Raw genomic sequence first — 16,644 nt, forward strand, 5'->3', positions numbered from 1 at the left:
ATCTATTATGCGACGGGGTGGCATACATGTCGATTGAGACGATGTTAACGGAGATGGGGAAGCAGCAACAGGCGGAACAAGAATCATTAAACTTATTTAGTTCCACGCAAACGATTATTCAACAGGCATTAACAAAATTGGGTTATAACAACGAAATGTATGAATTATTAAAGGAACCAATCAGGCTGCTAACAGTCCGTATTCCAGTCAAAATGGATGATGGTTCTGTCAAGATATTTACGGGTTATCGTTCGCAGCATAATGATGCGGTCGGCCCAACCAAAGGCGGCGTCAGGTTCCATCCGGAAGTGGATGAAGAAGAGGTAAAAGCATTGTCCATTTGGATGAGCTTAAAGTGCGGCATCACCAATCTACCTTATGGCGGCGGTAAAGGCGGTATCATTTGTGATCCGCGTAATATGTCGTTTAGAGAACTTGAGAATTTGAGTCGCGGCTATGTTCGTGCGGTCAGTCAAATCGTTGGTCCGTCTAAAGACATTCCAGCACCAGATGTGTACACAAACTCGCAGATTATGGCTTGGATGATGGATGAATACAGCCGTTTACGTGAATTTGATTCACCGGGATTTATTACTGGAAAACCAATCGTCCTTGGTGGTTCACAAGGCCGAGAGACAGCAACTGCTCGTGGTGTAACGATCTGTATTGAAGAAGCAGTAAAGAAAATCGATAAAAAGCTCGAAGGCGCTCGTGTGGTTATTCAAGGTTTTGGAAATGCTGGAAGTTACCTGGCGAAGTTTATGCATGATGCTGGTGCGAAGGTTGTGGCAGTATCCGATGTCTATGGCGGCATTTATGATCCAAACGGGCTTGATATTAGTCACTTGCTTGACCGTAGAGATAGCTTCGGAACCTTCTCACAACTATTTAAGAATACAATCACAAACCAAGAACTTTTAGAATTAGAGTGTGATATTCTTGTGCCGGCAGCGATTTCAAATCAAATCACTGCCAAAAATGCGGCCAATATTAAGGCAGCGATTGTTGTGGAAGCTGCCAATGGTCCAACCACACTAGAAGCAACAAAGATTCTTACAGACCGTGGCGTGATACTTGTTCCAGACATCCTGGCAAGTGCCGGTGGGGTAACCGTGTCCTATTTTGAATGGGTGCAAAATAATCAAGGTTATTATTGGACTGAGGAAGAAGTAGATGAAAAGCTGAAAAAAGTAATGGTTGATTCTTTTGAAAATATCTATCAAACAGCTAAAACACATCAGGTTGATATGCGTTTAGCCGCTTATATGGTCGGCATTAGGAAGGTAGCGGAGGCGTCACGCTTTAGAGGCTGGGTTTAAATAGATTAGCAGAAAAAACTCTTTTCGTTTAGCGAAGAGAGTTTTTTTAACGGATGTTATTGTCGGTTTACTAACTTATAATAGAAGAAAAGTTCTATTTTGTTAGGAGTGATAAAATGTCAAAGACAATTTTTACAAATGGGACCATTTATACCTTGGATACAAGCCAGCCATTAGTTGAAGCGGTCGTGGTTGAGAATGGCAGAATTTTGGACATTGGATCCCACCAAGAAATAAACTTACAATGGGGCAGAAATGGATCAAAGATCATTGATTTACAGGGAAAAATGGTTACGCCTGGATTAATTGACAGTCACTTACATCTATCAGGTATCGCATTCAACTTTTTAGATCTTAATTTAACAGGGGTTCGAACGAAAAGTGAAATGCTCGAGAAAATTAGAGAAAAAGCGAAAACAGTCGCACCTGGTCATTGGCTGGTTGGAATGGGCTGGGATGAGAATCTGTTTACAGAAGGAACCATTCCTACAATCGAAGAATTAGATCATGTAGCTCCACACTGTCCTATTTATCTAAAACGGATCTGTACCCATGCCTTCTTAGTGAATAGCAAGGCTCTTGAATTGTGTCAGTATCATCCGTCGAACGACGTACCAACAGGAGGGAAGGTTGTTCTTGATCCGAAAACAAAAAAACCAACCGGTTTACTGCTCGAATCGGCTTCACAACTGATCACCAAATACATACTGGAGCGGACCTATCAAGAGTTAAAGGATGGTTTGCAACAAGCGATGCAATTTGCGGTGCAAAAAGGGTTAACAAGTGTCCATACCAATGATCCCGCTTATTTAGGAGGTCTGGATTCAACTTTTAACATGTATGACGAATTAATCAATCATGAAGGCCAAGGTCTGCGTTGTAATCTACTCATTGATTATCCATTTCTTCCTCAATTAAGAGAAAAAAGGATGTTTGCGGGTTTCGGAAATGAGAAATTACAAATCGGGGCAATTAAGATCTTTGCTGATGGTGCGTTTGGCAGAAGAACCGCACTGCTTTCGGAGCCCTATCATGATGAACCAAACCAGTTTGGGGATGCGATGTATAGTCAAGAAACTCTTTATCAGGTAGTGAAAGAGATTAGAGACCATGCCATGCCGCTAGCTGTCCATACCATTGGTGATCAAGCATTAGGAAATGTGCTTGATCTACTAGACCAATTTCCAAAAGTGAAATACCGTGATCGAATCATTCACACATCCTTAGTTCGGCAGGATTTAGTCGAGCGGTTAGCAGACTCGAGCCGGATTGCTGATATCCAACCGAGATTGGTGGTGAGCGATTATCCATGGGTCAAAGAACGAGTCGGGGACAACCGGGAGCCATATTTATATGCATGGAAAACGTTAATTGCTTCAGGAGTCTTGTGTGCCGGCGGATCCGATGCACCTGTAGAACCTGTTGATCCATTGCTTGGGATTCATGCAGCGGTCACCCGCAGGACACCTAGGGACTCGCATTCTGGCTGGAATGAAAAACAGAAACTTTCAATGCTTGAAGCTGTACAGCTCTTTACGCTTGGGGGCGCATTGGCCACCAATGAAGAAAATGTGAAAGGGACAATTTCACGAGGGAAACTAGCTGATATGACAGTGTATTCAAATAACCTCTTTACCATGGAAAATCCGGATGAATTACTCGAAACGGATATTGAAATGACAGTGATTGATGGCGAAATTAAATATCAAAAATAAGCTGTTCATGGTGTTAAATGAAGGGGTAAACAATGTAAGCGCTTTATAAATTAACTAAATAATTAAAATAGTCAAAAAATATTGACAGGTTATTTTTTCAGTGGTAATCTTATAAAAAATTGAAGACGAATCAATGATGAGAAGAGTAGAGTAAGCCCTAGTTCTACAGAGAGTCGACACTTGCTGAGAGTCGATAACAGGACGTATTCGAAGATCATCTCTGAGATGTGTAGCTGAAATGTTTAGTAAGCTAGACCGGAATGTCCGCCGTTACATTGGAACGCGTACCCGATTGGTACGTTGATCGAGAGCCGCAGAGTTGCTTTTTTGCGGAAGTAGGGTGGTATCGCGAGTTCACTCGTCCCTATATTATGGGGACGAGTTTTTGTGTTTATACGATCTTTGAACTTATGAAATTTTATTTTTGGATGAAAAACTAGGAGGGAAAAGGAAGATGAATCAACAAGTTGATAAGAAAGTGTTTAATGTGGAGGATATTATTATTGCCAGCCATAACATTAAAGATGAGATTTCACCTACTCCCCTGCAATACAATCACTTGTTGTCAGAACGATATGGCTGTCATGTTTACTTAAAACGCGAGGATTTACAAAGTGTTCGTTCCTTTAAGATCCGTGGCGCCTACAATCGAATTAAAAAATTGAATGAGGATGAACTGAAGAATGGAATCATTTGTGCAAGCGCTGGAAATCATGCGCAAGGCGTTGCATATTCTTGTCATCTCTTAAATATTCACGGAAAAATCTTTATGCCTAGCACTACACCAAAGCAAAAGGTAAACCAAGTGAAATTTTGGGGCAAAGAAGATGTGGAGATTGTTTTGGTTGGTGATACCTTTGACGATGCTTATGAAAAAGCTATGGAGTGCAGTCTAGAAGAAAACCGTACCTTTATTCATCCTTTTGATGATCCCGATGTGATTGCAGGGCAAGGAACAGTGGCTGTTGAATTACTTAATGATTGTCCGGAAAAAATTGATTATCTATTTGCCGCAATTGGCGGTGGAGGACTGATGTCAGGAGTCGGTACGTACTTAAGACACTATTCTCCACAAACGCTATTAATTGGTGTCGAACCCCAAGGTGCTGCAGGGATGAAGGAATCCTTTTTAAAAGGGGAAGTAACATCTTTAAAAGAAATTGATCCATTCGTGGATGGGGCAGCGGTCAAGACGGTGGGTTCGTTGACCTATAACATTTGTAAGGAATTGGTTGACGATATTCTTGTCGTTCCTGAAGGCAAGGTATGCACCACACTATTATCTTTATATAATGAAAATGCCATTGTAGTTGAACCAACCGGAGCCCTCTCTGTCGCAGCTTTGGATTTGTATGCAGAAGAAATTAAAGGGAAGACAGTTGTCTGCATCGTTAGTGGCGGCAACAATGATATTGGCCGGATGCAGGAAATTAAAGAACGCTCTAAAATCTTTGAAGGGCTGCAGCATTATTTTATTGTCAATTTCCCGCAACGCCCAGGTGCCTTACGTGAGTTTTTACTCGATGTGCTCGGACCTAACGATGATATTAGCCATTTTGAATATACGAAAAAGAATAATCGTGAAACGGGGCCAGCCTTGGTAGGAATTGAACTGAAGGATAAAGATGACTACTCGCCGCTGATTGACCGAATCAAAGCGAAGGGCTTTTTATATCGTGAAGTCAACAAAGATAGTACCCTGTTTCAAATGCTGGTATAGTAAAGTGGAGGTCGAAGAGTGAGATTTCGGCCTCTTTTTGGCGTTTTAAGGGGACGAAAAGCAACTTCTTGCATGATTTTGCTGATTAGACTCTTAACAAATGATGCAATTAAGGTATAATATTATTTGTCAAAGATTAAAACAATCAAACTTTATTAGTATGAACTATCCTGCAGCATTGTTCATGATAATAATTTTGTGTCGATTTAAAAGCGGAAAGAGAGTGTTCAGAATGGGACGTAAGTGGAACAATATTAAAGAAAAGAAAGCTTCAAAAGATGCAAATACTAGCCGTATTTATGCTAAATTTGGAGTTGAAATTTATGTAGCGGCACGACGTGGTGAACCGAATCCTGAATCCAATCAGGCCTTAAAATTCGTGCTTGAGCGTGCAAAAACATATAATGTACCAAGACACATTATTGACCGTGCGATTGAAAAAGCAAAAGGCGGTTCAGAGGAAAGCTATTCCGAGCTTCGTTATGAAGGCTTTGGACCTAATGGTTCCATGGTAATCGTCGATGCCTTAACAAACAACGTGAACCGGACTGCATCCGATGTTCGTGCTGCCTTTGGTAAAAACGGCGGAAACATGGGTGTTAGTGGATCTGTGGCCTATATGTTCGATGCAACGGCTGTCATCGGTGTCGAAGGAAAAACCGAGGAAGAAGTGCTTGAACTATTAATGGAAGCTGATGTCGATGTACGTGACATTATCGAAGAAGAAGATTCAGTCATTGTTTATGCTGAGCCAGAACAGTTCCATGCAGTGCAAGAAGCATTTAAAAATGCAGGGGTTACCGATTTTACTGTGGCAGAATTAACGATGATTGCTCAAAATGATGTAACACTGCCAGAAGATGCCCAAGCTAAATTCGAGAAAATGATTGATGTATTAGAGGAGTTAGAAGACGTTCAACAGGTGTATCACAATGTTGATCTAGGTGAATAAACCTTAAAGCAGGCCTGTAACAAATTGATAAGGATTTATTAAATATGAAGATGTCACATATTAGTTCAATAAAATATGTGACATCTTTTTTTGTTTTTTTCATTTAATTGTCTTAAGAATGATGACGATTGTCCAGACCACTCTAGTCCTGTGACAATATAATAGATTGTACTTATCAGATAATTGAAATAAAACTGGTAAAGCTACATCCTTTGTTAAAAATACCTTTATAGATAGGATGACAAAGCTTATGCGAACCATTGTATTTATTGAATCTAACAAATCCGGTTCCAGTAGAGAAGCAATTAAAGCTGCAGAACGACTCGGCTATTTTACGGTGTTATTCACTAATAAACAAAAATTCATTCAACAAAGAACCGAATTTCCCGAAGTGCATCAAATGATTTTAGTAGACTTATCTAATTATGACGAAATAATAAAAAGCCTCAACAATCTACAAAAACAAGGTAAACAAATAGAAGGTATCTTTAGTTTTGTCCATTCTTACGTTCACCTAGCAGCAACCCTGTCAGAAAAATTTTGTACAAGTGTTGTCTCTACAGATGCCATTTTAAAAATGGAAAATAAAGTCTTAACCCGCGAGCTTCTAAAAGGACACCCAAATTCTCCTTATTACGCCCTTTATACACCAGATTATCCTTTAGAGTATTTTATAAATCAAGCGAAGGACTATTTACCTCTTATATTAAAATCTCCCGCATCTGCCGGCTCTAAAGATGTATTGTTAGCAAATAACGAGAGCCAGTTGAGGGTGGCCATCCAAGAATTACGAAAAAAGAATGAACAGATTTTACTTGAAGAGTATCTAAATGGCCCCCAATTTCTAGTTGAAGTTTTAGTACACAAAGGAAAAGTTCATATTATCGCGATCGTTGAACAACAGATTACGTTTTTCAGACGATTTATCGTAACCGGATATTGTTTATTGCCAAATCTCAATCAACGTTTTTACGATAGTATCTATGAGACAGTCAGTTCTATCTTAAAAGCTTTTCAAATGAAAAATGGTGCCTGTCACCTAGAAATGCGCCTTGTAAACGGGGTTTGGAAATTAATTGAAATTAACCCGAGGATCTCGGGTGGAGCGATGAATCGAATCATTGAAATTGGCTATGGAATTAATTTAGTAGAAGAAACGATTCAATTAATGTTAGGAAATGAGCCTCGCCTAACTAAAAAACACCGTAAGTATGTATACGCTCATTATTTAACAGTTGAAACCAGAGGGAAATTAATTAAAGTAACGGGAAAAGAACTCGTCTCTGAATTGCCCGGTGTTGAAGAGGTGTATATAAAACCACGAAAAGGACAGATCGTCCGTCCACCTATATCAATGGGCGATCGTTGTGGATATATTTTGGCATCCTCAGATTATAAAATGGAAGCGAAAAGAATGGCGATAAAAGCAGCTAGTAATATACGTTTCTATCTTGATCCATTATAAAATTTCCGAGTGACACAGAATTTTTTTGTTTTTTATTAGAAAAAGAAGAATTTGGAGAGGTGGAATAGAAGTAAAATGACGATAATTGGCATGCTTCATCACCGTCGAGATCCAAGTAATGTAAAGAAAGCCTACGCTTATGCCGCTGTAGCAAAAGCGGAAGGTGTAACATTTTTTTACTTTACACTAGGGAAGGTGAATATTAAACAGCAAAAAATTTTAGGAAAAGCCTATGAAAAAGGAAAGTGGATTGAAAAGGAATTTCCTTTCCCTGATGTCATTTACAATGCAAGTTATCAAGCAAGTGAGAAAACGAAACCAATCTTTGATTATTTGTATGATCGGATTCCGTTTACAAGTCATTCGATTGGAGACAAATTAACGGTATATAACAGAATTTACAAGGCAAATAAATTTAAAGATTACCTTATTCCTTTTTATGAATTAACTGACCTTCAGATTTTTTTTGACATGATCAATCGTTATAAAAAAGTTATTGTCAAGCCGTTAAGCGGCCATCAAGGCGGGGGCGTTGTCTTTATTGAAAAGTATGGATCAAATGATTACAAAATAAATGATGCAGGAGTAGTCTCCACTATTAATAAAGAACAATTGACAGACTTGCTATCTCATAAAATACACGAAAATGAATACGTAGTTCAACAGTTTATTATAAGTCAAACAAAATCTGGTCAAGTTTTTGATTTTCGATTGCATGTCCAAAAAAATGGAGAAGGAAAATGGGTGATTACTTCAATTTATCCAAGAATCGGGCGCTCAGGAACGATCACATCTAATATGGGGAGTGGGGGTTATAGTACGTATCTGGATATTTTTCTAAAAACCGAGTTTGGTGACACCTGGTTTGATATGAAAAAGTATCTTGAACAGTTTGCAATTCGTTTTTCCAATCATTTTGATTCTTTATATGACAATGAATTAGATGAATTAGGTATTGACGTCGGAATTGATGCAAAGCAAAAATTATGGCTATTTGAAGTTAATTGGCGACCGGGTCCACCTAATATCTTTAATCTTGAATTAGACGTAGCTAAAAATACGATCTTGTATGCAAAATACCTAGCCGAAACAAATAAACATTAACCGAGAAATAGAATACAGTTAAAATTTAACATCACTAAAAAAGCAGCTGACCGCTAATGAGCCCACCTCCAATTGTGAAAAATTGGATTGCCGCTCATTAACGTAAGCTGCCTTTTTGTGTGAAAGTTTACTATCTTCTTAAATAGTCAATCACTTCATCGAAGTCTGAATCATCTCCGCCCGTTTTGAAATATACAAGGTCATTTGGGCGAAGGAATGAATCAAAAAACCTCTTTATTTCATCTGCATCTGAAAAATGATAAACATTTTGCGGTTTTACTCCTGCTTTTATCGCTGGCTTTTCAAAATCTTTTGCAATGGATCCTTTTGTAATGAGAATATCGACTCCCGAAGCAGCAATAAGATGTCCCGCCTTTTCGTATTCTTCATCTGCATATTTTCCCAGTGCTGCCATTCTTCCCAGAACCGCAATCTTTCTTTGGGATGGCATTTCAATACGGCTTAATGTTTCTAAGCCTTTTCTTAAGGAAGCAGGATTTGATTTCCACGTATCATCCACCAGCGTAATTTGATTTCGTCCTTCAATGATCTGAAAATGTGAACTCATGTGATGAAAAGAAGATAGTCTCTTTAAAGCATAGTCAATATCGACTCCTAATATGGCAGCGGCTGCTAATGCTGCGACTGCATTATATACAGTATAATCCCCAAGACCCGGTATATATCCTTTGTATTCTTTTTTCTTATACTCCATCCAAAACGCCATGCCGGATGAGTGATATTGAAACTTCTTCATTCTAAAAATAGCATTCTTGTTTTTTCCGAATGTGATTATCTCGCCATTAAATTTAGAAGTATCGATGGAGGAGAGATGGGGGTCATCCGAATTTAGGATGAGAATTCCCTCATTGTTCATCCCTTGCATAATTTTTGCTTTTTCTGCTAAATAGTTTTCAAATGAGCGAATTTTATCTGTATGATCGACATCAATCATGGTCATAATCCCAACCGTCGGGTAAAAATACTTACAGGACTCCGTCATATCTCCTTTTTTAGATACGGCTGTTTCAAACACGGCCACATCCGTATTTTCATCAATTCCCATTAAATAAGGGAGGTTGTAATAATCGGCATTTTTGCTCGATATGGTTGCCTGGACATTGTATGTTTCTTTTAAAATATGTTTTAGCATTTCCTTCGTAGTAGACTTTCCACATGTACCCGTAATCGCGACGACAGGAATGTTAAACAGATGCCTGTAATACGAAGTGAATTGAAAGAAAGAGTCCTTGAGATTCTTTACCAAAATGATTTGATCAGGATTTAATTTTTCTTGATTAGAAAATGGTGAATCTGTAACGATGTATACATTCTTGTAATTCTTTATCCTTTCAACAGGCACCTCTCGATTGTTCCATCGAAAATATAACGTGTGACTACTAATGTCATATCTGTCATACGTAACTTTTTTAATCCGTATCCCTTTTTGTTTTTGGTTAGGCCGAATGTTCATTGCCGTTAAAATGTTCTCCAATAATAATGTCTTCAAAATCTCCCTCCTTTTAAAAAAACAATCTATCACTTTAATGCTGTCAGTGACAAAAAATTCCAAGGCTACTATATCATATGACATGTCCCCTTTTGCAGGTGTGTGATATAAACTCAGGAAATTAGCGGAAAATCAATTATTGTTTGTTATGACCTTATAGAGTAACCCAATAAAAAAAGAGGATACTTTATCCTGATCACGGACAAAGTATCCTCTTCATATTTTGTAATGCCAGGCCCTCATCGTTTATTACCCGATAATATAAAAATGGTTGCAATAATGAAAAAAGAGCCAATCCATTCGGCCGGGCCAAAAGATACTTGGAGCCAAGCTACAGACAAAAAGGCAGCGGATAGCGGCTCAACACAAGCGAGAAGGCTGGCTTCAGAAGCACCAATGAATTTCAAACTTTCCATAAAGCAAAAAAAGGCAATTAAAGTACCGAAAATTATAACAAAAACGACAGCGACAAATGATGATAAATTCCAATGTCCTTGAAACTTCCAAGGAGGATGAACCAAGCTAAAGCCAATCCCGCCTATCAACATTCCCCAGCCAACGGTAAGAAGTGAGCCCCATTTTTTTAATAAATTACCAGGATAGAGGGTATAAAATGTGAGAGCAAATGCGGAAAGGATTCCCCAAGAAAATGCAGGAACTGAAATGGATAGGGAATAAATAGATCCCTTCGTTACAAGTAAAAATGTACCTAGCAAGGCTAAGCCTATCGCTAGTACTTCATTTTTGGCAGGTGCTTTTTTTGACCGAAAACTTAAATAACAGACAATTATAACAGGTGCCAGGTACTGTAATACCGTTGCCGTCGCTGCATTTCCGTGTTCGATGGCAGCGAAATATGTATATTGCACACCAAACATCCCAAGCACACCAAAGATAACAAGTGGTAAAATGTCCTGTTTATTTTTCCAAATGCTCCAGATATTTTGTTTTTTGACTGTGTGAGCAAAAAATAACAGACCCATTCCTGAGAAAATTAACCGGTTAACCACTAACCAATTGGTACTAAAGCCTTGTGAGTGAAATAAGTATTGAGCTACCGTTCCTGAAACGCCCCAAAGTGTTGCTGCAATCAGCACTAAAATGATACCTTTTGTCCTTGGGGAGGAAACTGATGCCACCTGCGAATTCATTTGATCCCTCCATTGTGTGAAAATACTAAAGTATTAATCTTTTTGTTAGATTATATCATATTCTAGAAAACTATTTTTAATAATACTGCCTATAGATAAGGGGACGACGGAAAGGAACAAAGCTAATTGTGCCCGTGACCTCATGAAAAAGAAGATGACGGGAACGAATAGAGGTTAATCGTGCCCGTGACCTCATGAAAAAGGGGATGACGCGAACGAATAGAGGTTAATCGTGCCCGTAACCTCTGAAAAAAGGGGATGAAGGGAACGAATAAGCAGAATCTACGTTCTTACAAGTCGTCTGTTCGCTTTATTCCTTTAAAGTGTGTTATTATTCATAATAATTACAACATTGAAAGGATGGAAAAGATGTCATTAGAAAGTGTAAAGACCCATTTTAAACAATGGAATCGTGATAAAGATGTAATGGAATTTGATACCTCAAGTGCCACAGTGGAACAAGCTGCTGAAACAATCGGGGTGGAACCAGCTCGAATTGCAAAAACCTTGTCATTTCGCGGAATTGAGGAAAGAGCTATTTTGATTGTGGCAGCTGGGGATGCAAAAATTGATAATAAAAAGTTCCGACAACAGTTTGGTTTTAAAGCGCGGATGCTTTCACCGGAAGAGGTACTTGAACAAACTGGACATGCCATTGGCGGTGTTTGTCCATTTGGTTTACGCAATGAGCTTGATGTCTACTTGGATATCTCCATGCAGCGCTTCGAAACACTCTACCCAGCATGTGGAAGCTCCAACTCTGCGATAAAATTAACGAAAGAAGAGTTATTTACATATTCACTTGCAAAGGAATGGGTTGATGTTTGCAAAGGTTGGGAAGAGGATGAAGAACTTGCCTATAATCAAGGAAATTTGATTACCATTGAAACTGAAAAATCAGTTCACCGGTAACCAATAAGCTCTATGATGCCCATTGAGCGGAAAAAATCGGTCCACCGGTAACCATAGAAGCTCTCTGATGCCCGTTGAGCGAAAAAAAACAGTCCACCGGTAACCATAAGAAGCTCCAAATTGCTTTTAATAAGAAAATCAAAAGGAAGACCGAGGAATTAGCTCGGTCTTCCTTTTTAAATAAACCCTTTCATGAACCTTCACACCGGTCATCGATTATCAGCTTCTCAATTTCACCTTCTTACTTGTCTGGGATAAATATTTTAGTTTCGAGGCGAATACAATTTACCATAATCCAATTTTAAAGGTGTTAGAGGGGAGCTCTGTCATGAAATACAAAATACATCGATGTAATTGCAGAAAGCTGTGGTCGATACAAACGAATAAAACAAAGTTTACCGCACTTTCCGTTCTCCTTGATGGAAGTTGGTACACGGAATTAAAACCCCAACGGAAATACAATCCCAAAGGATTTGTTACCACAAAGGGAAAACAAGGAATTATGGTTAACCCTCCATTAGAAGAGGTGGAGAAATTTGAAAAAGTGTCAAAATTAATTTATGACAAAAAGAATGTGAATTTTAACGTGAGTGAGGGAAATTCTTTATTCTTCGCCGAAGATGGCACATGTTACCTACTAAAAAAATTGTAACTACAATCTGCGATGACATCTTAAATAATTCCGATAATGGTTCTAGTTTTAAAACGGCCCATGCATAGAAGATAATATGCATGGGCTGTTAAATGTTATTTAGGGATCAGTGGTTTTACGGTGATCGCGGGAGAGGTAGTTGTAATCACACATCCTTCTAATTGATTGGGATTTAGTAAGCCGAGGTTAAGAGCCGCCTTGATTTTAACATCATCTGGCTTTTTTACTACCTGTATAAGCTCATTCATCTGTAATTCTTCTAATCTTTTAATGGTTTCGACTTCATCATATTTCTCTGTTTTGCGAATTTGACGCTGGAGTTTATAACCGCTTACTATAATTTCTCCTTTGTGATCAGAACCAACTAGATTATTAAAGTAGGCTTGAAAGGTATCTTTTAATGTATTCATTTCCATTTCTATTTCCTTTTTTTTCTTATTGAGCTCGTAATACTTCACCAACATTTCTCCAGTAATCATAGAAACATCATTTTTCCCCATGTACCCGCCTCCTGTTGCGAACGTATATTCTTATTTTATGAGGCAAACATTAAAAAAATGCCCTTTTTACTAAAATCCAAAAAGATTATTTTGTGACAACTTTTTTGGTGTCAGGTACCAGAGAAAGACAGGTGGAAAGAAAAAACATTTGCATTCTGTCTTACTTAATGGCAAGCTAAAGTATGATTAAAATTTTAGTGGAAAGAATTTTATAGGTGATTAACATGATTGAGGTAAAGACTTCAAAGCTTAGTGATGGGGAATTAAATAGAGGGGTATTTGCGACTCGTGATATTGCAAAAGGTGAACTGATTCATGAAGCACCAGTGATTCCGTATCCTAATGAGGAGCATGTTCATATCGAGAAAACGCTGCTTGCTGATTATGCTTTTGAATATGGCATCAACCACACCGCGCTTCTTTTAGGCTATGGGATGCTATTTAATCATTCGTATGAGCCGAATGCTACGTATGAAATTAATTTTCCGAACCACACATTCGACTTTTATGCATACAAAGATATCAAAGCAGGGGAAGAAATCCTTATCAACTATAATGGTGAAGAGGACAACAATGACCCGCTATGGTTCAATAAAGAAGATTCCGATAATAATTAAGGATAAAAAGGACAGATGGAGGCAGTATTGCTGCTTCACCTGTCCTTTTTTGTTGTATGATTAGAAACTTAATCATAGTAGGATTGCTGGAATAAACGTAGGACTATAGCAATATGATGTCATAGGGCATGTTTATTTTTACCTATGTGATTGCTCGTAGGCATCTGTTTCAAAATATACGGCAATTACGAGGAAATGTTAGTAGGGGTGAAAGCTTGAAAAGAATTTTAGGTGTGAGTTTATTAATTTTTATGATGGCCGCCTTAAGTGCTTGTAGTAATGATGATCCCTCCAAAGAACCTGCAAGCACACCTACAAGTGAAACCACAAAGGAACTGGCTAGTGAGCCAGCCACAGCTTCTGCAGGGGGTGACATTTTTCAAAAGAGTTGCATTACCTGTCATAGCTCTGGTGACATTACAGGCGGTCAAGTAAAGCTCGATTCAACCAAAATTCATGCCGTTTTTCAACAAAAAGAGGAACTCTACAGTTTTGTTTCAAAGAATATGCCAAAGTCTGCTCCGGGTTCATTAACGAAGGAACAATATGATGCGGTTGTAAATTACTTATGGGATCAAAAATAAGAATAAACAAACGTCGGTAGTCCGGAGAGTCCTCAGGGCTATTAAGTACGTTTGCCTATGGGGGCTTATATCTTTGACTTGAGAATTACTTTTAGACGAAATATCTGTTATGATAATTGTAAATTTTGCAAAATTTTATTCTATAAGGCACTTGTTTGTGAATTTTGGTAAACATTCCTACTATTAAAGACAAATCTTCAATATCGGATGGTGTGCGGGATATTTATAATATTGTCTCACCGCTAGTGATATCCCCTTTGCAATATTCGAAGCCATTGTATAAATAAGGTACAGGTTGGTGGTGAAAAGTGAGCTTTTCTGGAGGGGGTCATTTTCAAGAACCACACCCATTATGCTGCAATTTCCAATTGGAGGCAGGCTCTTACCTAGGCCAGAACCTGGCATTAATGAACGGTCACGGATAATAATCGAATTGACGATTTTCTCTGAACCTAGGACACTATCAATCGCAATGACAAAGCTATTTTGAGGTAAGGTGATCCGTGAAATCTGTGCTTCAAGCGTTTGTGCATCTAAGGGAAACTGAAGATTTCCAAATACCGTTAAGTTATGTGGGTAGAGATCATGAAGCAAGGTTCCGACAAATGGACCAAGACTGTCACCACTAATGACATTCGAACCAATCCCCATTACGAAAATATGTTCAGTTCCTTCTGGGAGCAAGGAAAACAGGCTGTCTCGAATTAATAATGGTGCTAATCGATGATTATAAGGGATCATTCTTTCAGATAAGGTGTACTTTACATCCAAGGCGTTCATGACATATCCCCCAAGCCAAATTAAATATTCATTATTTCATCTGAGATGATAATATTTTAATATTCTGTATGTACTCAAAATAATCCTTCCATAAATGAAGGAAACACTAATCTCATAAAAAAGGAGAAAATTAATAATGATTATTGAAAAAGCAACTACTGATGATTTGGAATCATTGACGGAACTATTTGATTTATACCGTGTCTTTTATGATCAAGAGTCAGATATTGAGGGGGCACGAGAGTTTTTAAAAGGAAGATTGATGAACGAGGAATCTGTTATTTTTTTAGCAACAGAAGGAAGTAGTCCCGTTGGTTTTGTTCAGCTGTATCCAACCTTTTCATCGGTAAGTATGATGAGGTCATGGGTACTAAATGATTTGTATGTAAAAGAACAGTTTCGAGGAAAAGGGGCAGGGGAGAAATTATTACATAAGGCGATCGCGTTTTCAGTGGAAACAGATGCAAAAGGGATTATGCTTGAGACCGGTAAGGAAAATAAAAACGCCCAAAGACTTTATGAAAAAATTGGATTTAAAAGAGAATCCAACTACTTTTATTATTACGCAAATTAATAACAAAATTTTTGATATTTATTCAAACTTGTTTCATTTTTCCAGGCATGAAATCTGCTAATCTAGGAGTAAAGTAATGGAAGGAGATGGTGAGACATGAGGAATTTAATTGATAATAATGAAGTTTTGACTGGAAAAGTTTATATGGTCGAAATGAAGGATGGTGAAATCAGTTCCTTCCGAGTTTTGAGTGAAACTCCGACCCATTATATTCTTTCTTACTCCACTAATGAAACAGTGGAGGTATTTGAAAAACAGAAAAGTGACGTGATTGGTATTTTTGAGGTTCGAGAATGGTGGGACACCATGGGGAAACAATAATTACCGTAGCTACCCCCTTTTCCTAAGCGAAAAGGGGGGTAGTCCTGTTATTTATTAATTAGTTCATCTAAATGTTTCAAAATTGCTTCTTTGTTTCCGCTAATGCGTTCTTCTCTCTGTTGGTCACTTCTCAATTTCTCCAGTGACTTTTTCAATACCTCTTGTCCCAAGGCTTGTGGGATTACTACGACACCATCCGCATCTCCGACGATGATATCGCCTGGATGAACGGTCATTCCTCCGCATGAAATGGGGATATTCATTTCACCAACGCCTGCTTTACCACTAGCAGCGACGGCAGTTCCTCGAGCAAAGACTGGGAAGTCCAAAGCTTTGATTCCGACTATATCACGAATGACTCCATCGACAACAAACCCACCCACACCTAACGTTTGAGCCATACCGACAACAAAATCGCCCGCTATTGCTCGATATTGGTCTCCTTTGGCATCAATGACAAGGATATCCCCTGGCTTAGAAGCACGAATTGCTTTAAGTACGGCAAGATTATCACCAACTGGTATCTTCACGGTTAAAGCCCTTCCAGTAAGCTTATACTCATCTTTTAGCGGTTTAATCGCAGGGTGCAAATTATTTAATCCATTCATTGCATCAGAAATACAGGTGGTGGGAATGTCCTGAAACTTTTTAATGAGTAAGTCCATTTGATCATCTCCTCCTTTTTTTCTCCCTAATGCTATTATACTGCTAGTTAATATTCTCCACCTATTTTTTTCCAAAAAAAAGAGAAAGTGGCCGAACCACTTT

Annotated in this window: 17 protein-coding genes and 1 other annotated feature; of the genes, 12 read left to right on the plus strand and 5 right to left on the minus strand. The window is 38.4% G+C overall.

Annotated elements, in window-relative coordinates; genetic code table 11:
* Positions 1–53 precede the first annotated feature (53 nt).
* The 6 genes from V7121_RS21425 (at position 54) to V7121_RS21450 (ending at position 8,275) form a co-directional block, all read left to right on the plus strand.
* Positions 54–1,319: a Glu/Leu/Phe/Val family dehydrogenase gene (locus V7121_RS21425; RefSeq protein WP_335547764.1), complete on the plus strand. Its 1,266-nt coding sequence runs from the start codon at positions 54–56 to the stop codon at positions 1,317–1,319.
* Between the two features lie 116 nt (positions 1,320–1,435).
* Positions 1,436–3,034: an amidohydrolase gene (locus V7121_RS21430; protein ID WP_335547752.1), complete on the plus strand. Its 1,599-nt coding sequence runs from the start codon at positions 1,436–1,438 to the stop codon at positions 3,032–3,034.
* Between the two features lie 124 nt (positions 3,035–3,158).
* Positions 3,159–3,403: a binding site (T-box leader), on the plus strand.
* Between the two features lie 85 nt (positions 3,404–3,488).
* On the plus strand, positions 3,489–4,754 hold the full coding sequence (gene ilvA / locus V7121_RS21435; protein ID WP_335494018.1) for a threonine ammonia-lyase IlvA: 1,266 nt from the start codon (positions 3,489–3,491) through the stop codon (positions 4,752–4,754).
* A gap of 232 nt (positions 4,755–4,986) precedes the next feature.
* Positions 4,987–5,706, plus strand: coding sequence for a YebC/PmpR family DNA-binding transcriptional regulator (locus V7121_RS21440; protein ID WP_335494016.1), 720 nt, complete (start codon positions 4,987–4,989; stop codon positions 5,704–5,706).
* Between the two features lie 250 nt (positions 5,707–5,956).
* Entirely contained in the window at positions 5,957–7,171 is a 1,215-nt protein-coding gene (locus V7121_RS21445) for an ATP-grasp domain-containing protein (RefSeq protein ID WP_335547754.1), read from the plus strand.
* A gap of 75 nt (positions 7,172–7,246) precedes the next feature.
* Positions 7,247–8,275 (plus strand): YheC/YheD family endospore coat-associated protein, encoded by a 1,029-nt coding sequence (locus V7121_RS21450; protein WP_335494013.1) that lies wholly within the window; start codon positions 7,247–7,249, stop codon positions 8,273–8,275.
* 130 nt (positions 8,276–8,405) lie between these two features.
* Here V7121_RS21450 and V7121_RS21455 read toward each other — a convergent pair whose 3' ends face one another.
* Positions 8,406–9,785, minus strand: a complete 1,380-nt coding sequence (locus tag V7121_RS21455) for a UDP-N-acetylmuramoyl-tripeptide--D-alanyl-D-alanine ligase (RefSeq protein WP_335547756.1) — start codon at positions 9,783–9,785, stop codon at positions 8,406–8,408.
* Between the two features lie 239 nt (positions 9,786–10,024).
* Entirely contained in the window at positions 10,025–10,936 is a 912-nt protein-coding gene (locus tag V7121_RS21460; RefSeq protein ID WP_335494009.1) for a DMT family transporter, read from the minus strand.
* Between the two features lie 369 nt (positions 10,937–11,305).
* Between V7121_RS21460 and V7121_RS21465 the strand changes: the two genes are divergently transcribed.
* Positions 11,306–11,848: a YbaK/EbsC family protein gene (locus tag V7121_RS21465; protein WP_335494007.1), complete on the plus strand. Its 543-nt coding sequence runs from the start codon at positions 11,306–11,308 to the stop codon at positions 11,846–11,848.
* A 328-nt stretch (positions 11,849–12,176) separates the two neighbouring features.
* On the plus strand, positions 12,177–12,500 hold the full coding sequence (locus tag V7121_RS21470; protein WP_335494005.1) for a hypothetical protein: 324 nt from the start codon (positions 12,177–12,179) through the stop codon (positions 12,498–12,500).
* 95 nt (positions 12,501–12,595) lie between these two features.
* Here the strand turns inward: V7121_RS21470 and V7121_RS21475 are convergent, their stop codons facing one another.
* Positions 12,596–13,000 (minus strand): hypothetical protein, encoded by a 405-nt coding sequence (locus V7121_RS21475; RefSeq protein WP_335547758.1) that lies wholly within the window; start codon positions 12,998–13,000, stop codon positions 12,596–12,598.
* 224 nt (positions 13,001–13,224) lie between these two features.
* On the opposite strand from V7121_RS21475, the gene V7121_RS21480 reads away from it, so the two are divergent.
* Positions 13,225–13,617, plus strand: a complete 393-nt coding sequence (locus V7121_RS21480; protein WP_335494002.1) for an SET domain-containing protein — start codon at positions 13,225–13,227, stop codon at positions 13,615–13,617.
* 215 nt (positions 13,618–13,832) lie between these two features.
* Positions 13,833–14,201 carry a c-type cytochrome gene (locus V7121_RS21485; protein WP_335494000.1) on the plus strand — a complete coding sequence of 123 codons (369 nt, stop codon included), beginning with the start codon at positions 13,833–13,835 and terminating at the stop codon, positions 14,199–14,201.
* Positions 14,202–14,384: 183 nt separating this feature from the next.
* Here V7121_RS21485 and yyaC read toward each other — a convergent pair whose 3' ends face one another.
* Positions 14,385–14,981, minus strand: a complete 597-nt coding sequence (gene yyaC / locus V7121_RS21490; protein ID WP_335493998.1) for a spore protease YyaC — start codon at positions 14,979–14,981, stop codon at positions 14,385–14,387.
* Positions 14,982–15,117: 136 nt separating this feature from the next.
* Between yyaC and V7121_RS21495 the strand changes: the two genes are divergently transcribed.
* Both V7121_RS21495 and V7121_RS21500 read left to right on the plus strand, forming a co-directional pair.
* Positions 15,118–15,555, plus strand: coding sequence for a GNAT family N-acetyltransferase (locus V7121_RS21495; protein WP_335493997.1), 438 nt, complete (start codon positions 15,118–15,120; stop codon positions 15,553–15,555).
* Between the two features lie 96 nt (positions 15,556–15,651).
* On the plus strand, positions 15,652–15,876 hold the full coding sequence (locus V7121_RS21500; protein ID WP_335493995.1) for a hypothetical protein: 225 nt from the start codon (positions 15,652–15,654) through the stop codon (positions 15,874–15,876).
* Positions 15,877–15,923: 47 nt separating this feature from the next.
* Here the strand turns inward: V7121_RS21500 and V7121_RS21505 are convergent, their stop codons facing one another.
* The gene (locus V7121_RS21505) at positions 15,924–16,541 is read right to left on the minus strand and encodes an RraA family protein (RefSeq protein WP_335493993.1); all 618 of its coding nucleotides are present in this window, start codon (positions 16,539–16,541) and stop codon (positions 15,924–15,926) included.
* Positions 16,542–16,644: the final 103 nt, after the last annotated feature.

The organism is Neobacillus drentensis (assembly GCF_036962125.1).
GTDB lineage: Bacteria > Bacillota > Bacilli > Bacillales > Cytobacillaceae > Neobacillus > Neobacillus drentensis_B.